The sequence below is a fragment of the Microvirga tunisiensis genome (genome assembly GCF_009296175.1).
GTDB classification, from domain to species: Bacteria; Pseudomonadota; Alphaproteobacteria; order Rhizobiales; family Beijerinckiaceae; genus Microvirga; species Microvirga tunisiensis.
Genome location: NZ_VOSK01000052.1, coordinates 1 through 14,114, shown reverse-complemented (window position 1 = coordinate 14,114; position 14,114 = coordinate 1). Strand labels below are relative to the sequence as shown.

Below are 14,114 nucleotides of genomic sequence, written 5' to 3'. Positions count from 1 at the left end.
TCGCCTGCCATGCGCGGCATCACCGGCTTGGAGCTATCTGGAGACTGGACAATGTCCGAACGATACGATGATGATCGCCGCCGCCTGCTGCGCACGGCGGCTTTGACCGTTGCTGCGGCCGGGCTCGGTGTGGCGGGGCCAGCGAAGGCACAATCCAGCGGAGAAAGATCGCTCGATGCGTCCGGAAGCAGGCCGGGGACGAACACGTCGTTCGGCCCACTGAAGCAGATCGACGCGGGCGTCCTGAACGTCGGATATGCCGAAGCGGGTCCCGCCGACGGTCCCGTGGTCATTCTGCTGCATGGCTGGCCCTACGATATTCACAGCTATGTCGTTGTGACGCCTCTGCTGGCCTCGGTGGGCTACCGGGTAATCGTGCCTTATCTGCGCGGCTATGGGCCGACCCGGTTCCTGTTCGCTGAAACGTTCCGGAACGGCCAGCCGTCGGCGCTCGCCGTCGATGTCATCGCATTGATGGATGCCCTCCGGATCGAGACGGCGACGCTCGCCGGTTTCGATTGGGGAGCGCGGACGGCCAACATTGTCGCGGCGCTCTGGCCGGAGCGGTGCAAGGCCATGGTATCCGTGAGCGGTTATCTGATCGGCAGCCAGCAAGCCGGCAGGATGCCGTTGCCGCCCAAGGCCGAACTCGAATGGTGGTACCAGTTCTACTTTGCCACGGATCGCGGCGAGGCTGGCTACGATCGATACCGGCACGATTTCGGCAAGCTCATCTGGCAGCTCGCTTCGCCGAAATGGGAGTTCGACGATGCCACGTTCGACCGCACTGCGGCGTCCTTCGACAATCCGGATCACGTCCCCATCGTCATCCATAACTACCGATGGCGGCTCGGCCTCGCCGCCGGCGATCCAAGGCATGACGAGCTGGAAAAGCGGCTTGCCGAGTTCCCGGTCATCACCGTGCCGAGCATCACCCTGGAGGGCGATGCCAATGGTGCCCCACACCCGGACGCCAGTTCCTATGCCCGAAAATTTTCTGGCAGATACGCGCACCGGGTCATCACGGGTGGGGTAGGGCACAATCTGCCTCAGGAGGCGCCGCAGGCCTTCGCAGAGGCGGTGGTCGACGTGGGGCGCTAGCGCAGCGTGTGAAAAGTGGACCCGGTTTTCCGCGCGAAGCGCTAGCCGAGGAGCTTCAGGAGTTCTCGAGCCGCTGCCGTCGACGAGGCAGGATTCTGGCCGGTGATCAAGCGTCCATCGACGATGGCGAAGCTCTCCCAGTCCGCCGCTTTCTCATAGCGTCCTCCAAGCCGCTTCAGCTCGTCCTCGACGAGGAACGGCACGACGTTGGTGAGCTCGACGGCTTCCTCCTCGGAATTGGCGAAGCCCGTGACGCGCTTGCCCTTGACGATCGGCTCGCCCTGGTAGGTCGCACGGTGCAGCACGGCGGGCCCATGGCACACGGCAGCGACTGGCTTGCCGGCGTTGTAGACCGCCTCGATCAGGGCGATCGAAGTCGGATCGTCAGCGAGATCCCACATCGGGCCGTGACCGCCCGGATAGAACACGGTGTCGTAGTCGTCCGCTCTGACGTCACTGAGCTTGCGGGTGTTCGCCAGAACCTCCTGCGCGGCGGGATCCGTCTTGAACCGTGCCATCGCGTCGGTCTGATTGCCGGGCTCGTCGCTCTTGGGATCGATCGGCGGCTGGCCTCCCTTGGGCGACGCGACTGTGATCTCGGCGCCGGCATCCTTGAAGACATAGTAGGGCGCGGCGAATTCCTCGAGCCAGAAGCCGGTCGGCCTGCCCGTATCGCCGAGCCGGTCATGCGAGGTCAGTACCATCAGAATTTTCATGGGTGTATTCCTTGGTTGGCTCGCGGAACTGTCAAAGTCGGTCATCAACGGTTACGGGCAGACGAATAACCGCCATCTATGGCGGGGTGATGTCGCGGTGGAGCGGCGGGCGCGGTTCGAGGCCATGGCTCAACCTTGCCGGATCGCAGCGCGCGTCAACGATCTGTCGGCGACCAACGCACCGGCATGCAGGACCCTCGGGTGACGCGTACGTTTTTATCAAGTAGCTTGAGACGCAGTGGTCAAGTGGGAGGAAACATGTCGAGATCACCTGGAGGACGGCGCCCGAGCGATCCCTTCAAAGCTGCCGAGGCTGCCTTCAAGAAGGCGACGACCAAGCCGATCGAGGAGCCGCCCAAGGCTTCGTCCATCCCGGGCGTGAAGGGGGCCGTCACCCTGCGAATAGACCAGGACGTGCTCGAGTACTTTCAGCAGGATGGTCCGGGCTGGCAGGACCGCATCAATGCGGCCTTGCGGAAGGCGGCTGGCAAGTGAGGAGTCACCAAGCTCTTCGTACGTGGCCCGTCCTGGGCAGGACCATACTGGCCGCGCTCCTGCCGATATGCGCCATCGCAGGAGCGGCAGCTCAGGATCTGAAACCTGTTCACTACACTTGTGTGAATGGCACAAAGCTTCAGGCCACGTTCTCTCCCCCAGGCGCATCAATGGGATCGGTAAAGCTTGTCTATGCCGGGTCCTCGACCCAGACGACGCTTCCACAGGCCCTTTCTGCCGATGGAGGTCGATATACGCAGGGCGATGTCGAGTTCTGGATCAAGGGAAAGGGTGCAACCCTGACTCGAGGGGGACGATCGACGACCTGCGCGGCCGACGTCTAGCTCCTCATCATGTGGCGCGTCAGGCCCGTGCGAGCACCAGGCAGTCGAGCACGGCACCATAGTGGCAGCCGGCCGCGACGAGGACGAAGGTGTGCCAGATCGCATTCTGGAAGCGCAGGCTCTCCCAAAGGTGGAACACCACGCCGGCCGTGTAGAGGATGCCGCCGACGGCAAGAAGCCAGAGGGTGGAGGCGGGAAGCATGCCGAACACGGATTCGTACGCCATAACGCCGCTCCAACCCAGGAGCAGGTAGAGCAGGATCGAGAGGCGGTCGAAGCGGCCCGGGAAGGTGAGTTTGAGTGCGATGCCTACCGCAGAAGTAAGCCACACGCCGACCAGCAGCGCCAGGGATTCGGCGTTTGCCTTCATTTGTGTGATGAACGGCGTGTAGGTGCCTGCGATCAGGAGATAAATGGCCGAATGGTCAAACCGGCGCAGCGTCCATTTGATCGGCGAGACCGGCCAAAGGTTGTAGAGCGCCGAGACGGTGAGAACCGTCAGAAGACCGATGCCATAGACCAGAAGGGATGTGAACTCCCAGGCCCCGACGGCTGGAGCGGCCATGATGAGCAGGGCGATGACGGAGACGGTTCCGAATGTCACGCCTACAGCATGCACGATGCCATCGGCGATGATCTCCTTCATGTCATAGTCCCATTTCAAGGTCGTCACCTCTGAGGAAGGGTTGCGTGCAGGATACACCCGCAAACCATGCGGTGTGAATTCGTCCAGGTCTGCCGGATGAGCGGACCCTAACCAATGTAGTGCTGGCACGCTCGGGAGCCAGGACCTGCGACAGCCTTGCCGCTCTACCGCCTTTCATTGGCAGTCCATCGGCATTTGCGCGATGAGCAGACCTTTTCAAGACAGCGTGACGGCTGCTTCCGATGCCGAGCAGACATTCCAGGTCACGAGTTGCATCTTTCGTCTGAACGTCTCGGGACGAGGCAGAGTTGGCCTGTTCCGAGGTCTTGGTGGGGCTCATCGACGGATCCAAGCCCACATGACGAGTGGTGGTTGTTAACGGACCGCTCACCATGCCGAGCGGAAGGCGTCTTTCGTTGTGAACGCCTCGTGCCGGCTCGGGGTTAGACAACCGAACTCCCGACGGAAGAGGCCCCGCATGATCCTGATCCCAACTCTCTGGAATCGAGCCGCCCAGACCGCGTGTGTAACCCCAGAGGCAAGTCCCACCCACGTTCTCGTGGTCGAGGACGATCTGATGGTTGGTGCGGCGGCAGCCGAGGCCCTGGAAGAGGCCGGGTTTGCGGTTTTGACCGCAGCCAGTGCCGAAGAGGCCGAGATCATCCTCGGTCAGGAGACGGTCGATGTCCTGTTCACGGATATCGATCTGGGTGGACGCGATGGCTGTGACCTCGCCCATCGAGCGCTCAGAGTACAGCCCGATCTTTCGCTCATCCTTGCCTCGGGTCGCTCTCGACGGTGTCACGAGGATCGCATTCCAGCGGGAGCGGCCTTTCTCGCCAAGCCCTACCGCCTGCCGCAGATGATCCGTGAAGTGCATCGTGCCGCGCAGGGACGATCATTTCCATAGTCGTCAGTCTCGGATCCGCTGCGACAGGGTCCGGTTACACTTTAATCCGAAAGGGAAATATCCATGCGCTTTGTTCTCGCCGTTCTTGCCAGCACGATCCTCCCGGCCGCATCGGCTCTCGCCCAGGCGCCTGCCGAGGTCGAGGCGTGCCGTCTGTCGGGACTGGCTGCCCTCAAGGAGCGATCGCCCTCTCTCGAACACCTGACCTTCGACATGGAATCGCTGGCCATCTCGAAGGCAGCCACCCGGGTCGAGGATACGCCAATCCGGATGGTGGTCATGGGAGACGCTTACCTTCAGCGCGAGAAGAGCGACAAGCCGAACCGGTTCGTGTGCCTCATCAGCGACAAGGGCAAGGTCGTTCTCACCTTCTTCACCGAGCAGTAGGGACGAACGGATGCCGCCGGGACGTGTTGTCCCGGCTACCGGCGCGCCAGGACGATCTCGGAGGTCTGCTGCGTAGGCCCGCCGGGCGTGAGATTATCCGCAATCGTAATGCGCAGCGTGCCGCGGCCCTCGTTCCGGATCACCATGGCGGCCTGCGTGTCGCCGTTGACCGGGCGCGGCCACTCGATCCTGAGGTTCACGGCATCGCCGCTGCGCGTGCCGCTGAGGCGGGCCGGGCCGATCCGCGCGCCGGTGTAGGTGCCGCGATAGGTGCCGGAGCGGGGATCGAAGGCGAGCTCGACCCCGATCGAGCGAGTGAAGATCAGGGCGGCGCGGCAGGTGCCCTGGGCGCTGATCCGGTTCTCGGCAGGGCTTCCCGTGACGGAGCAGGTCACCTGCCGCGGCTGGGAAGCGCCCTCACGCTGGACCTTGCCGGAGCCGGACCAATTGCCACGAAAGCGATCCAGAAAATCGGTCTCGGCGGCCGACACGGCCCCGCAGGTAAGTGCGGTGACGATGCACGACAGGATGGCGGCTGCGATCAGGCGGGGCGCGACGATGCTCATGCAAGCGGTTCCTGTGACGCGGCATCAACGCGGGCTACCTTTGGCGGTTCCTCGGGACATGGGCCGCGCAGGAAGTCCGGACCTTACTGGCAGATCCGGTATCGGTCGCTCGAGCCGTGCTGCAGGATATCTACATGAAGATGGTCGTGGTGGGCCTCGTCCGATCCGGGACCCAGGATCGTCGTGAACCAGCCGCAGGCGGCGGTGCGCAGGGTCGCGAGAGCCTGGTCGGGCGCCGCGCCGGGATCGGGCTTGACCCGCAGAAGCGAACCGTTCGCGAACTCGAATGCCGCGATGTCGATCGCCAGGCCCTCGGCATGGGCCGACAGCTTGCCTGTCGCGGCCCCGTTCCGGTTGCGGCACTCGAACCCCGGGCCGGTCTGCACGCTTTTGAGTTCGGTGTTCAGGCTGCCGGCTATCACCGGAGCGACCAAGTCCCCGATCCAGTGACCGAACTGCCCGGCAAAACGACAGGCGAGCACGGGCTGGGCAGCCAGGCGGACCGTGGTTCCCGGCCGCGATGGCACCGGAACCGCCTTCAGCCGGACCGGTGCCTCGATCCGGCAGCTTTCATTCGAGGAGGACGGCTGCTCCGCCGTCTCGATATCGAAACCGGCTGCTTTGAGTTCGGTCAGACACGTGCCGGGTTCCGGCTGAGAGGGTGCCACAGCCTCGCTCGGACGAGCCGGGGGCTTCTCGGGTTGGGGGGCAGGCGTCTGCGCGGGAGAGGGAGTCTCACTGGGCCGAGGCGGGGGCAGGGGTGGCGCCGGCTGCGCCGCAACGACGCTGCCCCACACTATGAAAATAGCGGCCAATCCCTGCCGGGTATGCACCATAACCCTCGCCTTGCTCCGGGGGGTAACGCCATGGTCACGCTTATGGTTCGCTTTTTTGGCGCTGATGCCGGAGTTCTGCAAAAGGCCTGAAAAGCGCTGTTTCTGCCGCCACGCTGAAACCACCCCGTGAGTTCGCGGTTGCCCCGTTTAACGTATGTTAGCCTGAATGTCCGTGTTGTCGCGGCAGGCTGACGGGAACAGCCCAGGAGAAAGCCGATGCCCCACGACGTCCCAGGCGACGTGCGCCTGCCCCATGTTGCCGACGTCTGCCCGGACGTCGCCACCTTCATGATCGCCCGTGCCTTTGCCGAGGTGTATCGCGATGTGCTTGCAGAGCCGGTTCCCGAACCGCTTGCGGCCATCCTGCGACGAATGGACAGCCGGGAGGCTCGGCATGACCACGATGCAGCCTGAGCCGCACATCGCCTTGATCGTCGAGGACGATCCCGATGTCCGGGAACTCGCAGCAGCCCTGCTGGAGGAAACCGCGCTCGATGTGGTGGAGGTTGAGAGCGCCGAGGCGGCGCTGGACTGTCTCCAGGAGCGCGGAGGGGAGGTCGCGATGATCTTCGCCGATATCCGTCTGGCCGGCATGATGGACGGCGTGCAGCTCGCCAGGGCGGCCTGCACCCTCTGGCCGACGATCCGGATCGTGCTGACCTCCGGTGCCGCAAGAGATCGGCTGGACGAGTTGCCGGATTGCGTCACCTTCATGCCGAAGCCCTGGCGTGGCCTCGACGTGCTGGTCGAGGCGGACAAGGCCATGCGCGAACCGCAGCCGCCGGTGACCTAAGTGAGGCCCGGTCAATCCATCACTCCACCTGTGGTCCTCGTGGTCGAGGACGAGCCGTTGGTGCGCATGACCGCCGTCGATGAGCTGGACGAGGCCGGCTTCCCGGTTCTGGAGGCCAAGAACGCCGACGAAGCGCTGGCAGTGCTTGAAGCGCATTCCGACGAAGTGCAGGTGCTGTTCACGGACGTGGATATGCCGGGATCGATGAACGGCATGGCCTTGGCCGAGCAGGTCTATCGGCGCTGGCCCCATGTGCTGCTGCTGATATCCTCCGGCCATGCCCGACCACGTCCGGACGAGATCCCCGATCACGGCCACTTCCTGCCCAAGCCGTACCGCGCTGCGACTCTCGTGCGGCATATCACGGAGATGATGCAGATTCTGCGGGGATCGTAATTCAAAAACAAAACAGGGCTTTGTGTCGACAGGGGTTTATCGGCAGCCCCTGGTCTTTCGAACAGGCATGCCGTGCCAACGCGGGCTTTGAGCGCGCATTCCGCCAATGAGCACTGCCACGCGGTTGGGGAGCTATTCCCAATGACACGCTAAACTCGAACCAGCGGCGTGCCAGGAACGTTGACAGCATACTTGACAGCTGTTCGTTACCCGGAGAGGAACAAGCGGCGCTTACCCTTAACGAGGAGTGGACACATGCCGACACGACCAGGGCAAGATGACGAGCAGACCGAGAAGGTTCAGGGTAGCACCCCCAGCTCGACCGCCTTGAGAAGCTTGCGAACGCAGCAGCAGCGACCGCCCAGGCCAAGCAGTGGCGGGCACGCCAGAACGGCCTCCGGGACCAGGACGAGCCCTCGGAAGTGCGCAACCTTAATCATGATGCAGAAGCCAGGGCTCAAGCGGAAGCCGCGATGCAGCAGATGATGGCGAAACCGAAAGGAAAGGGGCGCGGTCGGTGACAACCGCGAGAGCCCGTTAGTCGGTTCGCATCAGGCACGCGAGCATCGGCCCCAAAAGTGGATTCCACTTTTGGGGCCGATGTACGTGTTGGGTCCGTAGTCGTGCTGGATCATCGCCGACGAGGACGGCCCTGGCGATGGCCCAGGGGAGCCACGAGCAACGGTTAGGACTGGAACCACCGGATGATCGAGGAAGCCCTGATGGCACGCGGTGAATATGAACCCGCTCCCGTGACGACAGTGAGCCGGAGATGGCGCGAAGCGTCCATTGGGATGGCTACTCTGTTTCTGCCGGCCCTGTCCGGAGGTTTCGCCACGGAGCCGGCCCATGCGACGGAGGGCGGCGCCAGTCTCTACGTTCCCGGGCTGCGCGGGCCGCTGGCCGGGGTCGTGCCGCCGCCCGGCTTCTACTTCAACAACGATGCCTACTGCTATTCCGGCGAGTTGCCGTGTGCTCGGCGACCCCAGATCGGCGGCGCCGTGGTCAGCAACGTCAAGCAGCGGGCCTATGTCGACTTCGTCACCCCGATCTAGGTCACGCCGCTGGAGATCCTCGGCGGCAACCTCCCGTTCTCGGTCAGCCTTACCTTTGGCGCCTCCTTTGTCAGCGCCAGCGCGGACCAGGTGCCGTTCAGGATCTCGGCGCGGTGGACGTCGTCCGCCGTGGCGGGAACTGGGTCGCCGCGCGGCGTTCGATGAGGCTGCGCCTGTGCGAGCGCGGCAGGGCCGACGACCGCAGGGCAGGGTACGATCATCAGAATTCCTCCCATCGTCTTCCATCCTCAGGCATTGCCTATTTCATCATCGTCACGGGAAGACAGCGCGCCAGTCGCGCTTCATGTCGACGACCGTCCAGCCGCGCGCGGTCGCCTCGTCGAGCGCCTTGTCGAGCCTGCCGATATGGGACTGGCGGTCGTAGGCCCATTCGCGCTGGGCGTCGGTGTGGTGCACGATGCCCATGAAGCGCGGGCCGTCGCCCGCCGCCGTCCATTGCAGCATCTGCTGGTCACCGTCGGAATTGCCGAAGGCGAGGATTGGACGACGCCCGATGAAGCGGTTGATTGCCGACGGGCTTGCCCGGACCGTCGTCGATGAACTCGATCGCGGGTTCCTTCACGATCGTAGGCTTGCCGTCTGTGCCGATCTCGAACCGCGTCACGCCGGACGAACCGACCACCTGCTCGGGCGGGATGTCATAGATGCGCTCCGCGAAGACACGCATGAACTCCACGCCGCCGCCGGACACGATGAAGGTCTTGAAGCCATTGGTCCGCAGATAGGCGAGGAGCTCGATCTGCGGCTGGTAGACGAGGTCGGTGTAGGGACGGTTCCTGGTCGGATGACGCGCCGTCGCGAGCCAGTTCGTCACCGCCTTCGTGAACTCGCCGATGGGCATGCCGGAATGGGTCACGGCCATGATCTCCGACAGATCCTTCTCGCCCGCGGTCAGGAGGGCTCTCAGATCCCCCGCGATCACGGAGCGGAAAGGCTCCCTGTCCTTCCATTCGGGCCATTGCGGTGCGAGGCGCCTGACCTCGTCCAGGGCGAACTCGACCTGGAAGTAGATCGGCTGCTCGGCCCACAGCGTTCCGTCGTTGTCGAACGTGGCGATGCGCTCAGGCGGCGGCACGAAGTCGGGTCCGCCTTCCCGTGTCACCCGCCCGACGAAATCGAGGATCGCCCGCTTGGGGGCGCCGTCGTTCCAGGACGGCAGCGGATCGGGTTGGGCTCCAGCCGCCGACAGCGGCAGCCCAAGCGCCAGCAGGCCAGCTCCCAGGAGCGAGATCAGTTGGCGGCGGTTCATTCCTGCACTCCCTTTGGATCCTCAAGCCTCCGTCGCTCCGTCTGGCGCTCGCGGATATCTGTCAGATCGCGCTCCAGAAAGTAGTTGAGAAAGGTCCTGATCACCGCGATGGCAGCGATCCGTCCAACCGCCTCCCAGTCCGTTGTGATCGATGTCTCGATGATGTCCGCCGCGAGCTGGAAGGTGAGACCGGCGACGAGCGCGCGTCCGTAACGCAGCCAGACCTCGCGCTTGTCGGCACCGCTTGCCGTTCCGCTGATCATCAGGCGCAGTCCGGTGACGAAGGCCTCGACCGTGCCGAAGACGATGACGACCAGCGCCATGGCATCGATGACCAGGATGGCCGTCTCGGTGGCGAAGATCAGCCAGTCTCTCATCGCCGCACCGATCCCCTGTCACGAGGCCGGGCGGCTGGCCGCTTTGCCTGCACCGGTATCCGGGAATACGATGTTCCAGGAAGCCTTCATGCCGACCACGGTGATCCCATACTGGTCCGCCTTGTCGAGAGCCTCGACGAGAGGGCTCAGCCGGAACTCGCGGTCGTAAGCAAACTCGCGCTCCGCGTCGTCATGATGCAGCAGCAGCCCGAGGCGCGGCCCCTTGCCTGCAAGTGTGTAGCGCAGCATGGCGAGGTCACCGTCGGAGTTGCCGAAGGCGAGGATCGGGCGCCGCCCGATGTGCAGGGCGATGTTCGCCGGCTTCACCTCGCGGTCGTCGAAGCTGTTGAGCTCCGACAGCCGCATGAGATCGACATGGTTGTCCCCCGCCTCGAAGCGCAGCTTGACGCTCGAGCCGATGACCTGCTCCGGCGGGATGCCGTAGTTCTCCTCGGCGAAAGCACGGATCAGGTCGATGCCACCGCCGGAGACGATGAAGGTCTTGAAGCCGTTCGCCCGCAGATAAGCGAGGAGTTCGACTTGCGGCTGGTAGAGGCATTGGGCGTACGGACGGTTCAGTTTCGGATGTCGGGCCGCGGCGAACCATTCCTTCGCGATTTCGGCGAACTCGTCAGCGTTCATGCCCGCATGGGTGGCGAAGGCGATCTCGAACGCCGCCTGCTTGCCCAGCGCATGGATGGTCGCGATGTCCCGCTCCAGGAAGGCCTTGAACGGCTGCCGCTCGCGCAACGCAGGATCCTTGGCGGCGAGCGCCTCCAAGCGGTCGAAGACGAAGAAGAACTGGTTCTGCAACGGCTGCTCGCACCACAAGGTGCCGTCGTTGTCGAAGGTGGCGATGCGCTCGGCCGGCCGCACATAGTCGGGACCATCCTCCGTTGTCACGCGGGCCACGAAGTTGAGGATCGCGGCCCTTGCCGGTCCTTCGTTCCAGGATGGGAGCGCCCGATCCGTCATGCTCAGCCCCTGCAATGGGTTTGTGGCCGGGCGGCATGGGTGCCGCCCGGCGGGTTTTGCTCAGTCCACGCTCGCCGCCGCCGTCATCTTCGCCATGGCATCGTCGATGGTGAAGGTGTTCGGCTTCTGGACGGGCGGGAAGTCCTTGAAGGTCTCGGCGAACTTCGCCGCGCCGGCCTGCGCCACGTAGATGAAGTAGGCGTTGTGCAGGAACCAGTCGTAGTAGGTGTTCGAGGTGATGTCGGCGAACTCGTACGGGTCGGTGCGCAGGTTGAACATCTTCGGCATCCGCAGGGGGGTGAAGGGATCTGCCCAGACCGCCATGGTGCCCTTCGTACGCTGCTCCATGAAGACGATCTTCCAGTTGTCGAAGCGCAGGCCGAGCACGTCACCGTCATCGCTGAAGTAGAAGAAGAAGTTGCGCGGGCTCTCCTTCTGCTCGCCCGTCAGGTACGGCAGCAGGTTGAAGCCGTCGATGTGGTTCTTGTAGGTCCGCCCGATGGCCTCGTAGCCTTTCTTCAGCTTGTCGATCACGTCAGGGGCTCCGGCCATCGCCAGGAAGGTCGGCAGCCAGTCGTGATGCTGCACGATGCCGTTCGCCACGGAGCCAGCTTCAACATGCCCGGGCCAGCGCACCAGCAACGGCACGCGGAACGCGCCTTCCCAGTTGGTGTTCTTCTCGCTGCGGAACGGTGTCATGCCGCCGTCCGGCCAGGAATTCCGGTGCGGGCCGTTGTCGGTCGAGTACTGGACGAAGGTGTCGTCGGCAATGCCGAGCTCGTCGAGCAGGTCGAGCATCTGGCCGACGTTCCTGTCATGATCGATCATGGTGTCGTGATAGTTCGACTGCCAGCGGCCCGCCTGCCCCTTGCTCTCCGGCTTGGTGTGCGTGAACAGGTGCATGTGGGTGGTGTTGAGCCAAACGAACCATGGCTTTCCGGCCTCGTTCTGCCGCTTGATGAAGTCCGTGGCCGCGGCGATGAAATCGTCGTCGCAGGTCTCCATGCGCTTCTTGTTCAGAGGCCCGGTATCCTCGATCTTCTGCTTGCCGACGCGGCCCCAGCGCGGTTCCTCCGTCGGATCATCCTCCTCGGTCGCCCAAGAATGGATGACGCCGCGTGGGCCAAAGTTCTTCTTGAAGTTCGGAAAATCTACCTCCGATGGATAGTCTTCCATCTCCGGCTCTTCCTCGGCATTGAGGTGGTAGAGATTGCCGTAGAACTCGTCGAAGCCATGGTTGGTCGGCAGCATCTGATTCAGGTCGCCGAGGTGGTTCTTGCCGAACTGCCCGGTGGCGTAGCCCTGCTCCTTGAGGAGCGCCGCGATGGTCACGAGCTTCTCGTTCATGCCGACGGGTGCGGCTGGAATGCCGACCTTGGACAGGCCGGTTCGGTAGACGCTCTGACCCGTGATGAACGACGATCGGCCGGCGGTGCAGGACTGCTCGCCGTAGGAATCGGTGAACAGCATGCCGTCCCGGGCGATGCGGTCGATGTTGGGCGTCTTGTAGCCCATCAGGGCGTGCGTGTAGCAACTGAGGTTGGACTGGCCAATGTCGTCGCCCCAGATGACGAGGATGTTGGGTTTGCCGTTCTGCTTCTTAGGCTGCTGTGCCATGAGTGGCTCCTTAGGACGTGAAGGCGTTGCACGGGGACGGGCTGGCGCCTCCTCAACCAAAGGGCCCGACCTGGAAGATCATGCTGATGATGGCGACCACGCCGATGACGAGCAGGATGACGGCGGTGATCAGCGTGAGGGAAACGGGAAAGTGGCTCTCGCCGTGGACGAGGCCGGCGGCTTTCATCGCCTCGCGCTCGTGGCGCAGGCCGAGCATGAACTGCACGTGATAGACGATTCCGATGACGAGCATCGCGATGCCGAGCGCGACCAGGGCGACGCCGAAATTGCGGGGCGCAGCGGCATGAGCGATGGTGCCGGCGTCCCGCAACTTTTCGAACACCTGGTAGATCGTGAAGCCGAAGCTGATCAGCGACAGCGAGGTGCGGATCACCGACATCAGCGTCCTGTCGGAGCTCATGCGCGTGCGCTGGAACGACATGCCCGTGCGCCGCGACGACAGCTCGACCGAGATCCGGTCCGGATCGGACTGCGCGGTGACGGGAGGCTTTCCGGTCGGGGGGGGCATGGCGTTACCTCGCGCTGCCGGAGGATGGATGGACGAAACGGCGAGCAATCCGGCTCACCGGTCCGCGCAACAGGAGGTACGGGAGGACAGCCAGCAGCAGCGCCACGAGCAGCGCCTCTCCAGGATAGAAGGTGTCCAGCACCCGCCACTGGTAGAGGACATCCATGCCAAGTCCGATGAGCACGAGGCGGGCCGTCGCAAGCAGCCCCTCTCGCAGGCGGCCGGCCCGTTCGGAGGGGTTGCTGAGGACGGTCCAGAAGTAGGGCGAGCGGCCCGTGCGCGCGTCCTGGACGCCGTCGTGGATGGCCGCGACGACCGCCATCGCGGGCTGGAGCAGGAAGCGGAACGACATCGGGCCGCCGGGACGTTCGGCGATGTCGCGCCAGATGCGCTGGTGCACCTCGGCCGAGAAGCCGTACCAGGCGAACCCCAGCACGACCAGCACGGCCACGAGCACAACCACGAGCCAGGCCATGATCCGAGCGCCCCGTGGTGCCGCCTGGCTGTTCACGAGTGCGCCTCCTGCCGCGACACGCACCGGAAGCCGATGTGGCTTGTCGAGGTATCGACGGGATGTGCGTGCCTCGCGGCGGGGCGGTAGCGGCGGCAGTAGTTGGGCGCGCAGAGATGCGAACCGCCTTTCAGCACCTTGCGCGGGATGCCGGCGAGGAACGCTTCCCAGTCCGCCTCGGAGTCGCGGATGTCGAAGCTGATCTTGCCTTTGAAAGGTCTGGCCATCGTATCTGCTCCTTATTTCGGAATCGGGTTTGCTCCGAGGAAAGGAGCCGCGTCCGCAGGTGACGGAAGGCAGGAAGACATCGCGAGGGTGACGGCAACGGGCAGCGTAGACGGCTTCATGAAGGCGCTCCCTGCCGCGGGCGGTCCGGGCCGCTTCCGTGTCTGCGGAAGGGATCGGCTTCGGCACCACAATAGCTTAGCGCCGCAGCCACCAACCGGAATTGGGGGAACACCTAAGCTTGAGTTTAGCCATTTCTGACGGGTGATGTGAGAGCGAGGGGCGGCGAAGCGAACGATGCGGTAGACTGGCAGAGTTTCCGCCAAGAGACGCCGCCATGCTGCACCTGCCCGCCCGCTTCGCCG

20 protein-coding genes and 2 pseudogenes are annotated in these 14,114 nt (G+C 64.1%); 10 read left to right on the top strand and 12 right to left on the bottom strand.

From position 1 onward, the window contains the following. Window positions 1-51: 51 nt before the first annotated feature. Entirely contained in the window at window positions 52-1,101 is a 1,050-nt protein-coding gene (locus FS320_RS15195) for an alpha/beta fold hydrolase (RefSeq protein ID WP_152712693.1), read from the top strand. 41 nt (window positions 1,102-1,142) lie between these two features. Here FS320_RS15195 and FS320_RS15190 read toward each other — a convergent pair whose 3' ends face one another. Next, a complete protein-coding gene (locus FS320_RS15190) occupies window positions 1,143-1,817 on the bottom strand; it encodes a type 1 glutamine amidotransferase domain-containing protein (RefSeq protein ID WP_152712692.1) in 675 nt (224 codons plus the stop codon). Between FS320_RS15190 and FS320_RS15185 the strand changes: the two genes are divergently transcribed. Genes FS320_RS15185 through FS320_RS47885 form a run of 3 tightly spaced genes read left to right on the top strand, consistent with a single transcriptional unit; the run spans window position 1,816 to window position 2,656 of the window. Next, complete coding sequence (locus FS320_RS15185) at window positions 1,816-2,022, top strand: hypothetical protein (RefSeq protein ID WP_152712691.1); 207 nt, start codon at window positions 1,816-1,818, stop codon at window positions 2,020-2,022. The two genes, FS320_RS15190 and FS320_RS15185, sit on opposite strands and share 2 nt — an antisense overlap. Before the next feature lie 53 nt (window positions 2,023-2,075). After that, window positions 2,076-2,312: a BrnA antitoxin family protein gene (locus FS320_RS15180; RefSeq protein ID WP_152712690.1), complete on the top strand. Its 237-nt coding sequence runs from the start codon at window positions 2,076-2,078 to the stop codon at window positions 2,310-2,312. Further along, window positions 2,309-2,656 carry an MliC family protein gene (locus FS320_RS47885; protein WP_338105364.1) on the top strand — a complete coding sequence of 116 codons (348 nt, stop codon included), beginning with the start codon at window positions 2,309-2,311 and terminating at the stop codon, window positions 2,654-2,656. Before FS320_RS15180 ends, FS320_RS47885 begins: the two co-directional genes overlap by 4 nt. Before the next feature lie 19 nt (window positions 2,657-2,675). On the opposite strand, the gene trhA is transcribed toward FS320_RS47885, so the two are convergent. Then, window positions 2,676-3,329, bottom strand: coding sequence for a PAQR family membrane homeostasis protein TrhA (gene trhA, locus FS320_RS15170; protein WP_338105365.1), 654 nt, complete (start codon window positions 3,327-3,329; stop codon window positions 2,676-2,678). Between the two features lie 451 nt (window positions 3,330-3,780). Between trhA and FS320_RS15165 the strand changes: the two genes are divergently transcribed. Further along, window positions 3,781-4,212 carry a response regulator gene (locus tag FS320_RS15165; RefSeq protein ID WP_152712689.1) on the top strand — a complete coding sequence of 144 codons (432 nt, stop codon included), beginning with the start codon at window positions 3,781-3,783 and terminating at the stop codon, window positions 4,210-4,212. 63 nt (window positions 4,213-4,275) lie between these two features. Beyond that, on the top strand, window positions 4,276-4,599 hold the full coding sequence (locus FS320_RS15160; protein WP_152712688.1) for a hypothetical protein: 324 nt from the start codon (window positions 4,276-4,278) through the stop codon (window positions 4,597-4,599). 35 nt (window positions 4,600-4,634) lie between these two features. Here the strand turns inward: FS320_RS15160 and FS320_RS15155 are convergent, their stop codons facing one another. Next, window positions 4,635-5,165 carry a hypothetical protein gene (locus tag FS320_RS15155; RefSeq protein ID WP_152712687.1) on the bottom strand — a complete coding sequence of 177 codons (531 nt, stop codon included), beginning with the start codon at window positions 5,163-5,165 and terminating at the stop codon, window positions 4,635-4,637. 83 nt (window positions 5,166-5,248) lie between these two features. Further along, window positions 5,249-5,833 (bottom strand): extensin family protein, encoded by a 585-nt coding sequence (locus tag FS320_RS15150; protein WP_192926293.1) that lies wholly within the window; start codon window positions 5,831-5,833, stop codon window positions 5,249-5,251. A gap of 384 nt (window positions 5,834-6,217) precedes the next feature. On the opposite strand from FS320_RS15150, the gene FS320_RS47880 reads away from it, so the two are divergent. The 4 genes from FS320_RS47880 to FS320_RS15135 all read left to right on the top strand — a co-directional run bounded on the left by FS320_RS47880 (window position 6,218) and on the right by FS320_RS15135 (window position 8,245). Beyond that, the gene (locus FS320_RS47880; protein ID WP_244627155.1) at window positions 6,218-6,415 is read left to right on the top strand and encodes a hypothetical protein; all 198 of its coding nucleotides are present in this window, start codon (window positions 6,218-6,220) and stop codon (window positions 6,413-6,415) included. Next, window positions 6,396-6,794 carry a response regulator gene (locus FS320_RS15145; protein ID WP_244627154.1) on the top strand — a complete coding sequence of 133 codons (399 nt, stop codon included), beginning with the start codon at window positions 6,396-6,398 and terminating at the stop codon, window positions 6,792-6,794. The genes FS320_RS47880 and FS320_RS15145 overlap by 20 nt, the downstream gene beginning before the upstream one ends. After that, window positions 6,795-7,190 (top strand): response regulator, encoded by a 396-nt coding sequence (locus tag FS320_RS15140; RefSeq protein ID WP_162003016.1) that lies wholly within the window; start codon window positions 6,795-6,797, stop codon window positions 7,188-7,190. A 722-nt stretch (window positions 7,191-7,912) separates the two neighbouring features. After that, on the top strand, window positions 7,913-8,245 hold the full coding sequence (locus FS320_RS15135) for a transporter family protein (RefSeq protein WP_152712685.1): 333 nt from the start codon (window positions 7,913-7,915) through the stop codon (window positions 8,243-8,245). Here FS320_RS15135 and FS320_RS15130 read toward each other — a convergent pair. The 8 genes and pseudogenes from FS320_RS15130 to FS320_RS15095 form a co-directional block, all read right to left on the bottom strand. Continuing rightward, on the bottom strand, window positions 8,242-8,481 hold the full coding sequence (locus FS320_RS15130) for a hypothetical protein (RefSeq protein WP_152712684.1): 240 nt from the start codon (window positions 8,479-8,481) through the stop codon (window positions 8,242-8,244). The genes FS320_RS15135 and FS320_RS15130 overlap by 4 nt on opposite strands. 37 nt (window positions 8,482-8,518) lie before the next feature. After that, a pseudogene (locus tag FS320_RS15125) lies at window positions 8,519-9,515 on the bottom strand (HAD family hydrolase). After that, the gene (locus tag FS320_RS15120) at window positions 9,512-9,892 is read right to left on the bottom strand and encodes a DUF1622 domain-containing protein (protein WP_152712683.1); all 381 of its coding nucleotides are present in this window, start codon (window positions 9,890-9,892) and stop codon (window positions 9,512-9,514) included. Before FS320_RS15120 ends, FS320_RS15125 begins: the two are co-directional and overlap by 4 nt. Before the next feature lie 18 nt (window positions 9,893-9,910). Continuing rightward, window positions 9,911-10,867, bottom strand: coding sequence for an HAD family hydrolase (locus FS320_RS15115; protein ID WP_152712682.1), 957 nt, complete (start codon window positions 10,865-10,867; stop codon window positions 9,911-9,913). Between the two features lie 60 nt (window positions 10,868-10,927). Continuing rightward, window positions 10,928-12,484 carry an arylsulfatase gene (locus FS320_RS15110; RefSeq protein ID WP_152712681.1) on the bottom strand — a complete coding sequence of 519 codons (1,557 nt, stop codon included), beginning with the start codon at window positions 12,482-12,484 and terminating at the stop codon, window positions 10,928-10,930. A gap of 52 nt (window positions 12,485-12,536) precedes the next feature. Further along, entirely contained in the window at window positions 12,537-13,013 is a 477-nt protein-coding gene (locus FS320_RS15105) for a YidH family protein (protein WP_244627153.1), read from the bottom strand. 4 nt (window positions 13,014-13,017) lie between these two features. Next, window positions 13,018-13,524 (bottom strand): hypothetical protein, encoded by a 507-nt coding sequence (locus FS320_RS15100; RefSeq protein WP_338105363.1) that lies wholly within the window; start codon window positions 13,522-13,524, stop codon window positions 13,018-13,020. After that, window positions 13,521-13,673 (bottom strand): annotated as a pseudogene (locus FS320_RS15095) (SUMF1/EgtB/PvdO family nonheme iron enzyme); the annotation flags it as partial. The pseudogene FS320_RS15095 and the gene FS320_RS15100, both read right to left, overlap by 4 nt. Window positions 13,674-14,114 lie beyond the last annotated feature (441 nt).

Coding starts and splice junctions, on each gene's coding strand:
- FS320_RS15195 (WP_152712693.1), top strand. CDS start 52: ATGTCCGAACGATACGATGATGATCGCCGCCGCCTGCTGCGCACGGCG.
- FS320_RS15185 (WP_152712691.1), top strand. CDS start 1,816: ATGGGTGTATTCCTTGGTTGGCTCGCGGAACTGTCAAAGTCGGTCATC.
- FS320_RS15190 (WP_152712692.1), bottom strand. CDS start 1,817: ATGAAAATTCTGATGGTACTGACCTCGCATGACCGGCTCGGCGATACG.
- FS320_RS15180 (WP_152712690.1), top strand. CDS start 2,076: ATGTCGAGATCACCTGGAGGACGGCGCCCGAGCGATCCCTTCAAAGCT.
- FS320_RS15165 (WP_152712689.1), top strand. CDS start 3,781: ATGATCCTGATCCCAACTCTCTGGAATCGAGCCGCCCAGACCGCGTGT.
- FS320_RS15160 (WP_152712688.1), top strand. CDS start 4,276: ATGCGCTTTGTTCTCGCCGTTCTTGCCAGCACGATCCTCCCGGCCGCA.
- FS320_RS15155 (WP_152712687.1), bottom strand. CDS start 5,165: ATGAGCATCGTCGCGCCCCGCCTGATCGCAGCCGCCATCCTGTCGTGC.
- FS320_RS47880 (WP_244627155.1), top strand. CDS start 6,218: ATGCCCCACGACGTCCCAGGCGACGTGCGCCTGCCCCATGTTGCCGAC.
- FS320_RS15145 (WP_244627154.1), top strand. CDS start 6,396: ATGACCACGATGCAGCCTGAGCCGCACATCGCCTTGATCGTCGAGGAC.
- FS320_RS15135 (WP_152712685.1), top strand. CDS start 7,913: ATGGCACGCGGTGAATATGAACCCGCTCCCGTGACGACAGTGAGCCGG.
- FS320_RS15130 (WP_152712684.1), bottom strand. CDS start 8,481: ATGGGAGGAATTCTGATGATCGTACCCTGCCCTGCGGTCGTCGGCCCT.
- FS320_RS15120 (WP_152712683.1), bottom strand. CDS start 9,892: ATGAGAGACTGGCTGATCTTCGCCACCGAGACGGCCATCCTGGTCATC.
- FS320_RS15115 (WP_152712682.1), bottom strand. CDS start 10,867: ATGACGGATCGGGCGCTCCCATCCTGGAACGAAGGACCGGCAAGGGCC.
- FS320_RS15110 (WP_152712681.1), bottom strand. CDS start 12,484: ATGGCACAGCAGCCTAAGAAGCAGAACGGCAAACCCAACATCCTCGTC.
- FS320_RS15105 (WP_244627153.1), bottom strand. CDS start 13,013: ATGCCCCCCCCGACCGGAAAGCCTCCCGTCACCGCGCAGTCCGATCCG.